The sequence below is a fragment of the Pseudomonas sp. AC355 genome, from assembly GCF_979258205.1.
The window spans coordinates 3,394,668-3,409,603 of sequence record NZ_OZ409843.1 but is presented as its reverse complement, the minus strand read 5'-3'; the positions used below and the strand labels follow the sequence as shown (position 1 = coordinate 3,409,603).

Sequence of the window (14,936 nt, the reverse complement as noted above, 5' to 3'; positions counted from 1 at the left end):
TCTGCCAAATACTCAATTGCTGCCGCGCCCGATCATCTCGGGATGGCCTCGGAAGACCAATAGCATGGACATGCAAATACCGGGTTACGACATCGAACGCGAGCTGGGCGATGGTGCGATGGCCGTGGTCTACCTGGCTACACAGCGTTCCCTCGACCGCAAGGTCGCGCTGAAGATCATGGCGGCCTCGCTGGCCGCGGATCCGACCTTCTGCGAGCGCTTCCTGCGCGAGGGCAAGACCCTGGCGCGGCTGTCGCACCCGAATACCGTGACCATTCACGACATCGGCAATGTCGGTAGCCTCTACTACATGGCCATGGAATACCTGCCCAACGGTACGCTCAAGGAGCGCATCAGCGCGGGTCTGAGTATCGATCAGGGGCTGGTATGGATTCGCCAGATCGCCTCGGCCCTTGGTTACGCTCATGCCCAGGGCATGGTTCACCGTGACGTCAAACCGGCCAACATCCTGTTTCGCGCTGACGGTACGGCGGTACTCAGCGACTTCGGGATCGCCAAGGCGCTGGACGACCGCACCCAGTTCACCCAGGCCGGTTTCGCCGTCGGTACGCCCAGCTACATGAGCCCGGAACAGGCACGTGGTCTGGATATCGATGGCCGTGCCGATCTCTACGCCCTCGGCGTGGTGTTGTACGAAATACTCACCGGCAAGCTGCCTTACATCGGCAGTGATTCGCTGTCCACGGCCCTGGCGCATCTGACCGAGCCGTTGCCGGCGCTGCCCATGGTGCATGGCCGCTACCAGCCGATTCTCGAGCGCCTGCTGGCCAAAGATCCCAACGAGCGCTTCGCTGATGCGGCGCAGTTGATTGCCGCGCTCGATCGCCTGCAGATGCCAGCCGCTGCCGCCGACGATGCCACCCTGTTCCAGCCGCTGGTGCTGCCACCCGTCGCCGAGGTCAAGGGCGACACCAGCGTGCCGCCGCTGGCAGCGGTTTCCGTGGAAATACCGACCCACGCACCCGCTGCGGATACCGCCGTGCCGCCGCCGCGCCCACAGCCCTCGCCGCTGGCGTCATCGGTACGTGAAGGCAACGTAGGCTCCAGCAGGAGGCCGCTGATCCTCGGTGCCTCCCTGGCCGGCATGCTGTTGCTGGCCGGTTGTGGTTACTGGCTGTTCGGCTCCGACAGCACGCCGCCAGCCTCGCCGCCGGTAGCCGGCGAGCCGGCTCAGCCCCAGGCACAGCCAAGTGGCGAGGCCGGGCCGATCTCGGCGGTGGTGGACAGTGATGGTGGCGATCGCCCGCTGCTCATGCCGGGCAAGAAGACCCTGTTCCAGCGCGTGCTGAGCAAGCCTGGCGCCAAGCTGGCCGATACGGCCGGTGCCAGCAGCGGCAAGGATACGCCGGCGTTTTCGGTGTTCTACGTGTATGCCCGGCAGGACATCGACGGCCAGCCGTGGCTGCAGATCGGTGCCTCCAGCGACGGGCGCCGCGATGGCTGGTTGCCGGCCACGGCGGTGAGCGACTGGAAGCAGAGTCTGGTGCTCAAGTTCACCGAACGCTCCGGTCGCGCTCCGGTGATGTTCGTGCGTGACGCCTCGGCCCTGGAGCAGTTGCTGGCCGAGCCGGCCCGCGCTCGCGAGGCGCTGCGTGAAGCGCTGAAGGGTACCGGCCACAACGTGGTGGCGGTCGAGCCTGGCGGCAGTGCGGTGCCGCAGGATCAGTTCTACCTGCTGCCGATCTTCGATTCGGAGGAAACCTTCGACGCCAACGGCCAGCCGCTGCAACTGCTCAATGTGGCCTCCATCGACCCGGGCAATGCCCAGCAGAGCCAGGGTGAAAGCGCGCCAGCGGCAATGCCGGAGGGGTTCAGAACGGCCATCGTGCTGGTGGTCGACACCTCGGTGTCGATGCAGCCCTATATCGACCGCGTACGCGACGTCGTCCACGAACTACAGGGCCAGATCGCCAATCGTGGCGATTTGGACAGCGTCAGCTTCGGCATGGTCGGCTTCCGCAGCAATACCGCCAAGACGCCGGGCCTGGAGTACACCGCCAAGACACTCGTGTCTCTGGAACAGGGGCGTGATCCCGAGCGTTTTCTGCAGCTGGCGCAGCAGATCAAAGCCACCGACGTGTCCAGCCATGACTTCAACGAAGACGCCTTCGCCGGCGTCATGCAGGCCGTCGACGGCATGGACTGGAATGGCTACGGCGGTCGTCTGATCTTGCTGGTCAGCGATGCCGGCGCGTTGCGCAAGAGCGATCCGCTGGGGCTGACCAAAATGAACGAGGCGGAGGTACGCGAGGCGGCGCTACGCAAGCAGATCAAGATCTATGCCCTGCACCTGAAGACCGCCACCGGCAAGCGCAATCACGGCTTCGCCGAGCAGCAGTACCGCAGCCTCACCGCCGACCCCAACCCGCGTATCGGCGATCTTTACGTTCCGGTGGCCGGCGGTGATGTGAATGCCTTCGGCAGTCGCGTGACGGAGATCGGCAGCGCGTTCGCCGATCTGGTGCATCAGGTGCGCAGCGACAACAGTCTGCCCGAGCCCAAGGGCGGCGCCAGCATCGCCGACAAGTCCGCTGCGGTCGGCTACGCCATGCACATGGACTTCCTCGGCCATCAATCCGAGGCGCGGGCGCCCCAGGTAGTCACTGCGTGAACCAGCGATCGTGATATCACCGATCCTGCATTGCCGGCCTTCCAGGTCTGCGTGCTGCTGACCAAGCTGCAGCTCAACGATCTGCAGCAGTCGCTGCGCATGGTGGTCGATGCGGCGCGGCGTACGCAGAGCTCGCCCAAGGATTTCTTCCAGGAAATCGCCAGTGCCAGTGCCCATATGAGTCGCGATCCGTCGGCCATGGTCAAGGGCGCCAACCTGGCCCAGAGCGGCGTGCTAGGTGAGTATCTGGATGGTTTGCCCTACCGCAGCAAGGTGCTGAACATGAGCCAGGATCTGTGGTTGTCGCTCAGCGTGGCCGAGCAGGAAGATTTCATCGACGAGCTGGATTCGAAGATCCAGCTCTATGAGACCTTCCACAACGACACCGCCAACTGGGTGCGTTTCGGCGATGCGTCTCCGGGAGACGCGCTGTATCGCGTGCCCCTGTCGACTCTGCCCTGATGCTCACCCTTGGCGCGATCAGCAAGACCCGTGGGGGCGAAGGGCAGCGCTATCGCCTGGAAATTCCCGGACTGGCGTTGCGCGCCGGACAGCGGGTCGCCTTGATCGGCCCCAGCGGCAGCGGCAAGAGCACGGTGCTCGATCTGCTGGCGCTGGCCTTGTCGCCTGACTCGGGCGGCAGCCTGCACTGGGACGACAGCGTGCAGTCTCTCGATCTCGCCGAGCTGTGGCGTCTTGGCCGGCATGACGAGCTGGCAAAGCTGCGCGCTCGCGCCTTCGGCTATGTGCTGCAGACCGGTGGGCTGCTCGGCTTTCTGAATGTACGCGGCAATATTCAGCTACCCCGCGAACTCCTGGGGCTGCCAATGGACGGTGCGGTCGAGCAGCTGGCCGAGCAACTGGGAATTGTCGATCTGCTCGACCGGCAGCCAGGACGGCTTTCAGTCGGTCAACGGCAGCGTGTCAGTATCGCCCGTGCCCTGGCTCATCGTCCCGCCATCGTGTTGGCCGACGAGCCGACTGCATCGCTCGACCCTCTGAACGCCGAGCGGGTGATGCAACTGCTGGTCGAGCAGGCGGCGGTGCGCGACTTGTGCCTGGTGATCTCCACCCACGACGAAGCGCTGGCCGTACGCTACGGGCTGACACCCATGCGCCTGACGGTGGAGCAGCGCAGCGACGGCGTGGTGGCTGCACGGCTGGGGGAGGCGGGGTGATGCGTCTGGGTCTGTTCGCGCGGCTCGCATGGCAGGATTATCGCTGCGATGCACGCCTGTCCTGGTGCGCGATCCTCGCGCTGGCGGCCGTCATCGCCCCGTTGCTGGTGCTGTTCGGCCTCAAGTTCGGCCTGGTGACGACGCTTACCGAGCGCCTGGAGCGTGACCCCGGCGTTCGCGAAGTCATTCCGCTCGGCGGTGCCCGCTACAGCCTGCAGGCCATCGAGGCACTGGCCCTGCGTGACGACGTGGCGTTCGTGATCCCGCGAACCCGGCAGATAGCCGCCACCGCCGAGTTGCAGGGCGCGGGGCAGGCCATCACCGTGGAAATGTTGCCCACTGCATTTGGCGATCCGCTGCTCGGCACCTTGCCTGCGCCGGCCGGCAGAGACGCCGTGCTGCTCAGCCAGAGCGCGGCGGAGAAGCTCGGCGTCACAGCGGGGGATCCCCTCGAGGCAGGCTTCGGGCGTACCGTGCAGGGCGTGCCGCAATACGCGCGTGCCCGCCTGCAGGTGCAGGCGGTACTGCCGCTGGCAGCATTCTCGCGCGACGCACTGTTCGCCTCGTTGCCGCTGCTGGAGGCGGTGGAGGATTATCGTGATGGCCTGGCGGTCACTGATTTCGGCTGGCCGGGAGCGCAGTCCACGGCGCGGTCGGAGCGGGTTTACCCCGGCTTTCGCCTGTATGCCCGTGATCTCGATGGTGTGGAAAGCCTACGCCTGCATTTCCAGCAGGCGCGGCAGGCCGTGGTGACCCAGGCCGAGGCAGTGGCTCAGGTTCGCACCCTGAGCCGCAACCTGGCGTGGATTTTCTGGTCGGTGGCCTGCCTGTCCCTGGCCGGAGCTTTCGCCGCACTTACCGCCAGTACCTTGGGCGCAGTGGAGCGCAAGCGTCATGAATTGGCGGTGCTGCGCCTGCTGGGTTTCCCCGCAGCAGCGCTGGTCGCTTTCGTGGTTCTGCAGGCGCTGTACACCGGGATTGCCAGCTTGCTGCTGTCGGCGCTGTTGTACGGCATCGCGGCGAGCGGCCTGAATCTGCTTTTCCAGTCGGCGTCCGGCGAATATGCTTGCCGACTGTTGTTCTCTCATTACCTGCTGGCGGCACTGGCAACGCTGCTGTGCTGCATGCTTGCGGCAGCCGCTGGTGGCTGGCGGGCGGCCTACCTGGAAGCCTCGGAAGGATTGCGTCATGTATAAGGTGCTGAGTGCCGCGCTGGTTCTAAGCTGTTTCACCGGTGTCGCCCGGGCCGAGGCGGATGCCGATCCGCTCTACAATCCCAAGCCGCTGAAAGGCGACGTCAGTCTGCCGCTGCCCTGCGAGGGGCAGATGGTCTTCCGGCATGTCTACGTGCTCGCCAAGGGCTCGCTGGACGACCGTGAGGTGACCCTCGGCTACCCCTTCAGCGAAGGTGAACCGGGCTATCAACAGTCCTTCATCTCCGGCTACCGACGCGACTACATCAATGGCCAGTTCACCCTCAGCGACCTATCCAAGGACTGGCAGGCCAACGTCCGCGGTGAGCTGCCCAAGGCCGACGGGGTGACGCCGCTCAAGCCGATGCTGTACTTCATCGGCAAGTACGAAGTGACCCAGCGGCAGTACGATCTGGTCATGGCCCAGGCCCCTGCGCTGGCTGGGGAGGGCGAGGCCCCAGCCTGCGAGGCGCCTGCCGGAATGGCGGGGCGGCTGCCCAAAGTCAATTTGTCGCGATTCGACGCCGAGCGTTTCGCGGCGGTCTACAGTGCCTGGTTGCTCAAGCACCACCGTGACCTGCTGCCGGTCAGTGGTCGTAGCGGCAATCGCGAAGACGGTGGCCAGGGCTTCGTGCGCCTGCCTACCGAAGTGGAGTGGGAATACGCTGCCCGAGGCGGCCATGCGGTCAGCCGCCAGCAACTCGAGGCGCGCCTGTTTCCACGCCCGGTGGAGGGCAGCGACAGCGACGGGCCGCTTGGCGACTGGGCGGTGTTCAATCAGGTATCCGGCGGCACCGGGCAGAACGCGCGGCTGTTGCCCATTGGCCTGAAAAAGCCCAATCCGGTCGGTCTGTTCGACGTGGTCGGCAACGCTGCGGAGATGGTTCAGGAGTCGTTCCAGCTGGTGCACGCGGGACGTCGTCAGGGCACCTACGGCGGCTTCGTGGTCAAGGGCGGCAACTACCTGGAAGGGGAGATGACCCTTTTTACCGGCATGCGCCGCGAGTACCCGCTATTCGCTGCCGACGGTACCGAGCAACGTAACGAAACCACCGGCTTCCGTGTCTCCATCGGTGCCTTGTCGGCACCACGTTCGCGTTACAAGGAACTGTTTGCGCAATGGAAGGACGAAGGACGAGTGAGTACGCTCACCGACGAGATCGACGAAGAACAGGACGCCACCAAACTACTCGATGGCCTGATCGCCAACAGCGACGATCCGCAGCTGCGTGATCGTCTGGCGATCGTCAATGAGGAGCTCAAGCGCAGCGTGTCGCTGATTGCCAAGCAGCGCGAGGATGCGGCAGGCAACCTGATCCAGTCGGCGGCGCTGGTAGCCGAGACGATCAACAACTACAACATTCGCCTGACCAATTTACGCAAGAGCCGTGACGAAGCTCGCAGTGCCAAGGATGAAGCCTCGGCGAAACTGTTCGAAGCGGCGATGGCCAATGGGCGCAGTGCGCTGGACGGTGCGCTGGCGATCTACATCGACAACCTGGACAACGGCACGCGTTACAGCAATGCGGTCATCCAGGCGCAGTTCCAGCGCACCAAGGAGGAGCTGGCGCGCAAGCCGGTGCTGGGTAAAAGTCTGGTGAACCGGGCTACGCTGTTCGTGCGACATGTCGGCGAATACCGCAAGAACCGCAAGGCCGACGCGGACGTGATTCTGAAACAGCTATTGGCACCCTGACGACACCAGCGTGCAGCGAGGGATAGCCGATATGGGTTATTGACCTAGCGAGTTTTGAAAGTAACTCTGACGGCTTTTGCCGTGATCAAGCAGGCGGTTGTCATGCGACGCAGCCTGAATGGAATAAACACTCACTCAAGTACGAGATCGACGACGATGCAAAATCCCAACAAGGTCCCCGCTTTTTCCTCGATACGCACTGCGCTGCTTTCCGCCGTCACCTGCGCCAGTGTGCTGCTGGTCGGTTGCGCCGGCTCGCCGAGCTCCCAGGTCGCCGCGACCACCAAGGCGGAGTTCTTTCCGCAATGCTACGAACCTGTGAAGCAACTGCGCAGCTCGGAAGACGCGATGAGTCGCAGTGTCGCCATCGGCGCCGTGACCGGCGGCCTGATGGGCGCCCTCGGTGGTGCTCTGGTCGACGATGAGAAGCGTGGTCGCAACGCCGCCATCGGTGCAGCAGGTGGTGCCCTGGCCGGTGGTGCGGTGGCCTACTACAACCAGCGTCAGCAGCAGATCACCGACGACAACGCGCGGCTGGCTTCCTATGCCGCCGACATCGACACCAACAACCAGAACATCGACCGCAACATCCGTTACGCCAGCGCTGCACAGAGCTGCTACCAGCAGGCGTTCACTCAACTGCGTGCTGATCGCAAGGCGAACAAGATCAGCGACGCCGATGGTCGTACGCGCCTGGCGGAAATCGTCAGTGGTCTGAACGAAACCAATGCGCTGCTGGCCAAGGTGGACGGCCGTACTGGCGAGAACGTCAGCACCTACACCCAGGCATACGAGAAGGATCTGCAGACCGTTGGCGTCGAGCGCAAGGAAGTGACCAAGGTGGCCACTGCCAAGCAGCCTAAGGCGACCACCAAGGTCACCAAGGAAGTCATCAACACCGAGCAATCGCTGCAGAAGGCCCAGGCCAAGCAGAAGGAAAGCCAGCAGGTGGCCAGCCGAGGCCGCACGCTGGTGAGCGATGTGTGCAACAACCCGGATATGGGTGACTGGGCGCCGGCCAGCTGCAAGGCCTGACACTTGGCTGTATGAAAAACCGCGCCTGGCGCGGTTTTTTTATGCCTGCCTGCTAGCTGCCAGGCAGAAAATTTCGTTTGTCTGTAGCTCCCCTGCCGAGCGACCCACGGCCCTGGCCTGCAACGGCGTTCGTATAGACTGCTTCGACAGCACGACAACAGCACACCGTTGACGGCTCCCTCATCATGAATGTGCACGGGGGATTGATGCCGGTCACTATCGGCTGCGCGGCACTGGGCAATCATGGCGGGTGCCGAGTGGGTGACCAGGCTGTTGGGGGCAGGGCGACGTGCTGATGGAGGCGTCCCCCGGTGAATGCATACCGTCCCAGAGTTCGTGCAGAAACGCACGGTTTGAGTCTCTGCGCACTGCCGTGCATCACACGGCGGGCGAATCGCCCGGTTAATAACACTTCTCTCTTAGCCGTTTTGGATTAGCTGATGAACAAGATGATAGTGAGTCTGCTGGTGGCGCTGGGTCTGGTCGGTGCTGTTCAGGCTGCAGGCGATCCGGTTGCGGGGCAGGCGAAGACCATCGTCTGCGGTGCCTGCCATGGGCAGGATGGTAACAGCCCTCTGCCGAACTTCCCGAAACTGGCCGGCCAGGGCGAGCGCTATCTGCTCAAGCAGATGCAGGACATCAAGTCAGGCGCCCGGCCAGTGGTCGAGATGACCAGCATGCTCGAGCCGCTCAGTGACCAGGACATGGCCGATGTGGCGGCTTATTACGCCAGCCAGAAAATCTCCGTCGGCGCCGCTGATCCAGCCTTGGTGGCGCGCGGTCAGGATCTTTTTCGTGGCGGCAAGCTGGCGGAGGGCATGCCGGCCTGTATCGGCTGCCACTCGCCGGATGGCAGCGGCATCAGTACTGCCGGCTACCCTCATCTGGGTGGGCAGCACGCTGACTATATCGCCAAGCAGTTGACCGCCTTCCGTGAAGGCGAGCGCAGCAACGATGGCGATAGCATGATCATGCGCGACATCGCCGCCAAGCTCAGTAACAAGGACATTCAGGCCATCTCCAGCTACGTCCAGGGCCTGCACTGAGGCATTGATCGGCGTTTACATACCGGTAACGAAAAAGGGTGGTCTTGACTGCCCTTTTCCGTTTGCGAGGCGGCTACAATGGACGGAACCTGCCGGGTGGCTATCCAGTCGAAGCGAAGCTGTCCGCAGTACCCTCATAGCAAGGAGTCATGCATGCGTAATCTGATCCTTTCCGCGGTTCTGGCTGGTGCCAGCCTGTTCGGCGTTGCTGCTCATGCCGCCGAAATCGAAGCTGGCAAGCAGTATGTCGAGCTCAGCAATCCGGTACCAATTTCCAAACCCGGCAAGATCGAAGTCGTCGAGCTGTTCTGGTATGGCTGCCCGCACTGCTACCAATTCGAGCCGACGCTCAACCCATGGGTCGAAAAGCTTCCGGACGACGTTAACTTCATCCGTATCCCCGCTCTGTTCGGTGGCGTATGGAACGCCCACGGGCAGATGTTCCTGACCCTGGAAAGCATGAAAGTCGAGCACAAGGTGCACAACGAAGTGTTCCGTGCCATCCACCAGGAAGGTCGCAAGCTGGCCACTCCAGACGAAATGGCTGATTTCCTGGTCACCCAGGGCATCGACCGTGACGCCTTCCTCAAAGCCTTCAACTCCTTCGGGGTGAAGAGCCAGATGGAAAAGGCCAAGAAACTGGCCATGGCCTACCAGATCAACGGCGTACCGGTGATGATCGTCAACGGCAAATACCGTTTCGACATCTCCAGCTCGGGTGGTCCGGAGCAGACCCTGCAGGTCGCCGACCACCTGATCGCCAAAGAGCGCGCAGCCAAGTAATCGGCCTATCCGGAGCGCCCCGCCATGTTGCGCCGCCGTTCGATGCCCCGTCAGGCTGGCCTGTGTGATCCACAGGTCAACCCGGACTGCACCCCCGACGGCGATTGGCCGCAGAACGGGCGCTTGCGTCTGCTCAGCTTCAACATTCAGGTTGGTATCAGTACCGAGCGTTATCATCATTACCTGACCCGCGGCTGGCAGCACTTGCTGCCGCATCGGGGGCGCGCTGGCAATCTGCAGCGTATCGGTGATCTGCTTGGTGATTACGATATCGTGGCCCTGCAGGAAGCTGACGGCGGCAGCGTCCGCTCCGGCTTCGTCAACCAGATCGAACACCTGGCCCGCCTGGGCGCCTTTCCCTACTGGTATCAGCAGCTCAATCGCAATCTTGGCCGCTTCGGTCAGCACAGCAATGGGCTGCTCAGCCGCTTGCGCCCCTCGATACTCGAGGATCATCCGCTACCCGGCCCTGCCGGCCGTGGCGCGATCCTGCTGCGCATCGGCGAGGGTGATGACGCCATCGCCGTGGTTATGATGCACCTGGCGTTGGGGCCGCGTACCCGTACTCGGCAACTGGCCTATATCCGCGAGTTGATCAGCGGCTACCGCCATCAGATTCTGATGGGCGACATGAACACCCACGCTGCCGACCTGCTTGAGCATTCGCCACTGCGCGATCTCGGCCTGATCGCGCCGCAGGTCGAAGCGACCTTCCCGAGTTGGCGCCCGCAGCGTTGTTTGGATCACATCCTGCTCAGTCCGGGTCTGCACCTGGAGCGTTTCGAAGTACTGGCTCAACCGATTTCCGATCACCTGCCGGTGGCCGTTGAAATCCGCCTTCCCGATACATTGGGGCCGCTGCCTCCCGCGATACGGGAGGCTTAGCATGTCTGACGACGCCCAGCGTTGGCGCGAAAAGTATCTGTCCAATCTTGAGCAGCAGGAAAAGCTTGAGCGCCGTTGGGATTCGCGCGTCGACCTGCTGCGGCGCGGACTGGTGCGTAGTAGCCTGGCGGCCGAGGGGGCTGACAAGTTAGTCGACCAATGTATGCAGGATCTGCGCGAGATCCTTCGTCGTGACGATATGGATGCCGGGCTCAGCGCGCTGATTCCGCGGTTGGAAAAGACCGTGCTGGATTCCGAGCAGCGTCGTCAGCAACGGATCGAGCAGGTCGCCAGTGGGCTGTCGAACCTGGTCACGCAGTTGCTGAAGATGGATCTGCCGAACGACGTGCGCAAACCGCTCAAGCGTTATGCCAAGCAGGTTGCCGAGCGAGCGCGGCAATCCCGTGAGCTGCCTGCGCTACTGGCTGAACTGAGCCAGCTGCAGCAGCAGGCGTTGGGTGCTTTGGGAGCGGAGCAGGTCGAGCGACCGGGGTTTATCGAGCGTCTGTTTGGCAACCGTGATGGGACGACCCCGCCTACGTCACCTGACGCCGCGGTAGAGCCTGTGCTGGTTGCGCTGCCCTTACCGGTGCAAAACGCGCCTGTCGCTGTTGCGTTGGCCGAGCAGCCTGTTGCACCAGCACCAGCACCAGCACCTGAGCCCGCGCTTGCGTTGGCGGCCGAGCCGCTGCCACAGCCTGAGGTGGCTAAGCCCGCGGTCGTAACGGTCAATGCCGCCGCTGCCAACAGCGCGGTATTGCTCGACAGCCTGCCGTTGCTGTCCTCGTTGCTGATGCCGCCGCCTGCTGCCCAGCCTGCTCGTGAGCCGGTCGCTGAAGTGGCAGAAGCCGCCACGCTCGACACTGCGGTGACAGAAGAGGCGCCACTGTCCGACCCTGCCTATGCGCTGCCGGCTGCACCTGAGCCTGGCTACAGCGCTATTGCCAGCCACGTCGAAAGCAGTTTGCTCGGTTTGCTCGACGAGTTGCCGTTGCCTGATCGTCATCAGGCCCAGGCCGACGTGCTGCGTCAGCGCATCACCGCCGGTCTCAATATGTACGAGCTGGTACCGGTGTTGGACGACTTGGGCGTACTGATGCTGGCGATCGCCGACGTCGGTCAGCGCGAGTTCGAAGGCTATCTCAAGCAGCTCAATCAGCGCCTTGCGGCTTTCCAGGGCAGCCTGCGTGACGTGCACGCCGATTATGCCGACTCGACCCAGGCGGCCCGCAGCCTGGACAGCGAACTGCGTCAGCAGGTCGATGGCTTGCACAGCAGTGTGCTTGAAGCCACCGATCTGGACAGCCTCAAGAACCTGGTGGAAAACCGCCTCAGCGGTCTGCTCGGCACCATGGAGCAGTATCAGCAGCAGCGTGACGACCGTGAACAACAGGTGGGTGAGCGCCTGCAGACCCTGGTCGAACGGGTAGCGAGCATGGAGCTTGAAGCCAAGGGCTTTCGCGATCACCTCGAAGAACAGCGGCAGAAAGCGCTACTCGACCCACTTACCGGATTGCCCAATCGCGCTGCCTGGACGGAGCGCCTGGAGCTCGAATTGTCGCGCTGGCAGCGTTATGGCGGCGATCTGCTGCTGGCCGTGGTGGATATCGATCACTTCAAGCGCATCAACGACGACTTCGGTCACCTGGCCGGTGACAAGGTGCTGAAGATCATCGCTGGCGAACTGTTCAAGCGGCTGCGCAAGACCGATTTCATTGCCCGTTTCGGTGGTGAGGAGTTCGTTCTGTTGATCCCCTCTACGCCCATGGACGGTGGCCTGAAACTGCTCGATACCCTGCGTACGGCGATCGAGAACTGCCCGTTCCACTTCAAGGGTGAGCGCGTGACCATCACCCTGTCTGGCGGCATCAGCTCGTTCAGTGCTGCGGAGCGTAGCGAGCAGGTGTTCGAGCGTGCCGACCAGGCGCTCTACCGGGCCAAGCGGGGCGGCCGCAACCGTATCGAGCAGGGCTAGGCCGGCAACGCGGTCACTGACTGTTCACCCCTCTGGGATTTATCCCCTTGAAGCGCGTTCTGTGCAGCAGGCACGGTAGGCTTGTGCCGGTTGTCGCAAAGCGCGCAGGTGCCTGTCGCCCGGCCAGCGAGACGCTGCTAGTCTTGCTTCGCCGAACACTTACACATAATCAAATCGACTCGAGTCGTTATGCTAGGGCGCTTCTTTCTTTTCCTGGGACTCTGTGCGTTTGCCTGTCAGGCAAGTGCGCTGACCGTCTACAAGTACACCGATGCCAATGGCGTGGTCACCTACAGTGATCAGGCTGCGCCCGGTGCGAAGGTGTTCGTGTTCAGCGACCGCATGGTCGAGAAACTCGATAACCAGGTGAAGCTGGAAACTCGCAAGCACGCTGCCGGCGAGACGCTGTTGGTGCGTAACGATCTGTACGCGCCGGTTCAGGTGGAGCTCAAACTCGAGAAGGTCGCCAACGCCAGTGGCGTACCGGCAAGGCCGATCAGTTGGGTGCTGCCGCCGCGTAGCGAGATACGTCTGGCCACCCTGGCGCCGCTCGATCCCTCCAAGCCGTTGCGCTATACGCCGAAGCTGAGTTACGCCCTGGGTGACCCGCGGCTGCTGCCGACCAAGAATAGCTACCCACTGCCGTGGCAGGGTGAACCGTTTCGCCTGACTCAAGGTGCCAATGGCCAGTACAGCCATTTCACCCCCAAAGGGCGCTACGCCCTGGACATCGCCATGCCCGAGGGCACGCCGATTGTCGCCGCGCGTAGCGGGATCGTGGTGAAGACTGAGAACGCCCAGAGCGGGCGCGGAGACAACCCCTCCGGCAACTTCGTACGCATCCTCCACGACGACGGCACCATGGGCGTCTACCTGCACCTGATGCAGGGCTCAGTGAGCGTTCGTGAAGGCCAGCGCCTCGCCGCCGGCGCATCCATCGCCCGTTCTGGCAATACCGGCAACAGTACCGGCCCGCACCTGCACTTCGTGGTGCAGCGCAACGTCGGCATGGCGCTGGAGTCGATTCCTTTCGAGTTCAGCCAGCCGGTGGACAGCCTGCCCAACTTCGCCGTGGGCGGTGATTGAGCGCTCGGCAACCCAGCGTCCAATCTGTCTTCAAGTGCCCTGTGGGCAAGGGCCGGCTCAGGCTTTGCTCAAGCGGCAACTGAGTGCGCAGTGGTCGGATACGCCGGTACTCATGCTGGCGTTTTCCAGCCGGTAGCCCGGCGTGTGGAACAGCCCATCGACCATGAACGGAATGTCTCCGGCGCGGTGCAGCGAACCGTCGATGCTGCTGGTGTAGTGCGCCGGTATGCCATCGATGAAGTGCTCGGCGATCAAGTCGAAGGTAGCGCGGCCGCGCGGGGCGTTGAAGTCGCCTACCAGCAGCAGGTCGCCAGCCTGTTGTGCCTGCGCCTGAGCCAGCTGGATCAGCTTGCCGGCGCTTTCTCGCTGGTACGCCGTGGAGGTGCCGAGTGGTGTCACGTTGAGATGGGTCACGGCGATGCGCAGGCCCCGGACAGTGGCCGTCAGCATGACCTCGGCGATGCTCAGCGGATCAGCGGTGCGCTGGCCTTGCGTGCTGAAAAAGGTTATTTCGCGAATGCCTTGCGCGCTGCCTGAATAGTAGTCGGCGACCACGTCCGTCAACGCTTCGTCGCGGGCGATCATACCGATGCCGACCACATCCGAAGGGCCTTCCCCCGGATAGCGCACCATGGGCGCGAAGGACATGCGGCCACCCATCAGGGCTTCGAAGAATGGAATGTCGCGCTCGCAGAGCTCCTGCAGGCAGAGCAGATCCGGGCGTTCACGATTAACGAAAGCCTCGACTCGCGGCAGGTGTCTGGAGCGTTCGATATTGATGGAAGCGATGTTCAGAGACATGAGATCAGTAGGCGATTACGGCATGGAAGGTAGCGAGGGGAACGCATGAGGCGCTTCGCGAGCGATGAAACACATCTACGCGAGGGATGCTGAAGTATACCAGACGCCCGTCGCAGAAGGCCTGCGCCCTCACTATCGAGATGGCTTCAAGCGTGCCTCTCGCGCCATCCGCACGTCGGCGTGGGTAGCGAATGGCTTAGCGCAAGCTTCTGGCAGCAGCGCTCTTGGATTTCAAACTGAGACGATTCAATACGCTGTCGCCTGCCGTCACGAACACGAGTCTCTGAGCCAGGTTCATTGCGACAGCAAGGTCTCTTAACGGCATCAAAGAGGCTCCAATAGAATATTTGACGCTCCATAGTGGTGCGATCTGCCTATCCCTTGTCGCCTGGCCTGCTGGCTCGCGCCTCATTAATGCTCTGTTTTTATCACCGAATCAGGGGCTGCGACTGACAGTGATCATCTGTGCCGCAGAAATGCGTGAAAAGTGCGCGAAAGTAGTGCTCGTCGCTCTCTGTTGGTGCTCTCTAAGCCAGCTTTTTCGTATGTCCCGATGACATTTTTAATATTTTTCTATTGCCCATCCTTTACGCCACTATCGGTTCGCAGCAGCAATCAAGTGGCGA

10 protein-coding genes and 1 pseudogene are annotated in these 14,936 nt (G+C 62.8%); 10 read left to right on the top strand and 1 reads right to left on the bottom strand.

Translation table 11 applies throughout. The features are described from left to right. The first annotated feature begins 64 nt into the window (after positions 1–64). The 10 genes and pseudogenes from ACZ0AI_RS16115 to ACZ0AI_RS16070 all read left to right on the top strand — a co-directional run bounded on the left by ACZ0AI_RS16115 (position 65) and on the right by ACZ0AI_RS16070 (position 13,509). Positions 65–3,094 (top strand): annotated as a pseudogene (locus tag ACZ0AI_RS16115) (serine/threonine-protein kinase). Beyond that, on the top strand, positions 3,094–3,810 hold the full coding sequence (locus ACZ0AI_RS16110) for an ABC transporter ATP-binding protein (RefSeq protein ID WP_463562739.1): 717 nt from the start codon (positions 3,094–3,096) through the stop codon (positions 3,808–3,810). The pseudogene ACZ0AI_RS16115 and the gene ACZ0AI_RS16110 overlap by 1 nt, the downstream one beginning before the upstream one ends. Continuing rightward, complete coding sequence (locus ACZ0AI_RS16105) at positions 3,810–5,006, top strand: FtsX-like permease family protein (protein WP_463562738.1); 1,197 nt, start codon at positions 3,810–3,812, stop codon at positions 5,004–5,006. The genes ACZ0AI_RS16110 and ACZ0AI_RS16105 overlap by 1 nt, the downstream gene beginning before the upstream one ends. After that, positions 4,999–6,699 (top strand): formylglycine-generating enzyme family protein, encoded by a 1,701-nt coding sequence (locus ACZ0AI_RS16100; RefSeq protein WP_463562737.1) that lies wholly within the window; start codon positions 4,999–5,001, stop codon positions 6,697–6,699. Before ACZ0AI_RS16105 ends, ACZ0AI_RS16100 begins: the two co-directional genes overlap by 8 nt. A gap of 156 nt (positions 6,700–6,855) precedes the next feature. Next, entirely contained in the window at positions 6,856–7,734 is an 879-nt protein-coding gene (gene tagQ, locus ACZ0AI_RS16095; protein WP_463562736.1) for a type VI secretion system-associated lipoprotein TagQ, read from the top strand. 440 nt (positions 7,735–8,174) lie between these two features. Beyond that, positions 8,175–8,780: a c-type cytochrome gene (locus ACZ0AI_RS16090; RefSeq protein ID WP_463562735.1), complete on the top strand. Its 606-nt coding sequence runs from the start codon at positions 8,175–8,177 to the stop codon at positions 8,778–8,780. A gap of 153 nt (positions 8,781–8,933) precedes the next feature. Continuing rightward, on the top strand, positions 8,934–9,563 hold the full coding sequence (locus ACZ0AI_RS16085; RefSeq protein WP_463562734.1) for a thiol:disulfide interchange protein DsbA/DsbL: 630 nt from the start codon (positions 8,934–8,936) through the stop codon (positions 9,561–9,563). A 24-nt stretch (positions 9,564–9,587) separates the two neighbouring features. Next, entirely contained in the window at positions 9,588–10,448 is an 861-nt protein-coding gene (locus ACZ0AI_RS16080; RefSeq protein WP_463562733.1) for an endonuclease/exonuclease/phosphatase family protein, read from the top strand. A gap of 1 nt (position 10,449) precedes the next feature. After that, positions 10,450–12,423: a GGDEF domain-containing protein gene (locus ACZ0AI_RS16075; RefSeq protein WP_463562732.1), complete on the top strand. Its 1,974-nt coding sequence runs from the start codon at positions 10,450–10,452 to the stop codon at positions 12,421–12,423. A 189-nt stretch (positions 12,424–12,612) separates the two neighbouring features. Beyond that, positions 12,613–13,509, top strand: coding sequence for a peptidoglycan DD-metalloendopeptidase family protein (locus ACZ0AI_RS16070; RefSeq protein ID WP_463562731.1), 897 nt, complete (start codon positions 12,613–12,615; stop codon positions 13,507–13,509). A 57-nt stretch (positions 13,510–13,566) separates the two neighbouring features. Here the strand turns inward: ACZ0AI_RS16070 and ACZ0AI_RS16065 are convergent, their stop codons facing one another. Then, positions 13,567–14,310 (bottom strand): endonuclease/exonuclease/phosphatase family protein, encoded by a 744-nt coding sequence (locus ACZ0AI_RS16065; protein WP_463562730.1) that lies wholly within the window; start codon positions 14,308–14,310, stop codon positions 13,567–13,569. Positions 14,311–14,936 lie beyond the last annotated feature (626 nt).

What these genes read in the sequence shown, in the direction of transcription:
- ACZ0AI_RS16110 (WP_463562739.1), top strand. Translation starts at nt 3,094, where the DNA reads ATGCTCACCCTTGGCGCGATCAGCAAGACCCGTGGGGGCGAAGGGCAG.
- ACZ0AI_RS16100 (WP_463562737.1), top strand. Translation starts at nt 4,999, where the DNA reads ATGTATAAGGTGCTGAGTGCCGCGCTGGTTCTAAGCTGTTTCACCGGT.
- ACZ0AI_RS16075 (WP_463562732.1), top strand. Translation starts at nt 10,450, where the DNA reads ATGTCTGACGACGCCCAGCGTTGGCGCGAAAAGTATCTGTCCAATCTT.
- ACZ0AI_RS16080 (WP_463562733.1), top strand. Translation starts at nt 9,588, where the DNA reads ATGTTGCGCCGCCGTTCGATGCCCCGTCAGGCTGGCCTGTGTGATCCA.
- ACZ0AI_RS16090 (WP_463562735.1), top strand. Translation starts at nt 8,175, where the DNA reads ATGAACAAGATGATAGTGAGTCTGCTGGTGGCGCTGGGTCTGGTCGGT.
- ACZ0AI_RS16085 (WP_463562734.1), top strand. Translation starts at nt 8,934, where the DNA reads ATGCGTAATCTGATCCTTTCCGCGGTTCTGGCTGGTGCCAGCCTGTTC.
- ACZ0AI_RS16070 (WP_463562731.1), top strand. Translation starts at nt 12,613, where the DNA reads ATGCTAGGGCGCTTCTTTCTTTTCCTGGGACTCTGTGCGTTTGCCTGT.
- ACZ0AI_RS16105 (WP_463562738.1), top strand. Translation starts at nt 3,810, where the DNA reads ATGCGTCTGGGTCTGTTCGCGCGGCTCGCATGGCAGGATTATCGCTGC.
- ACZ0AI_RS16065 (WP_463562730.1), bottom strand. Translation starts at nt 14,310, where the DNA reads ATGTCTCTGAACATCGCTTCCATCAATATCGAACGCTCCAGACACCTG.
- tagQ (WP_463562736.1), top strand. Translation starts at nt 6,856, where the DNA reads ATGCAAAATCCCAACAAGGTCCCCGCTTTTTCCTCGATACGCACTGCG.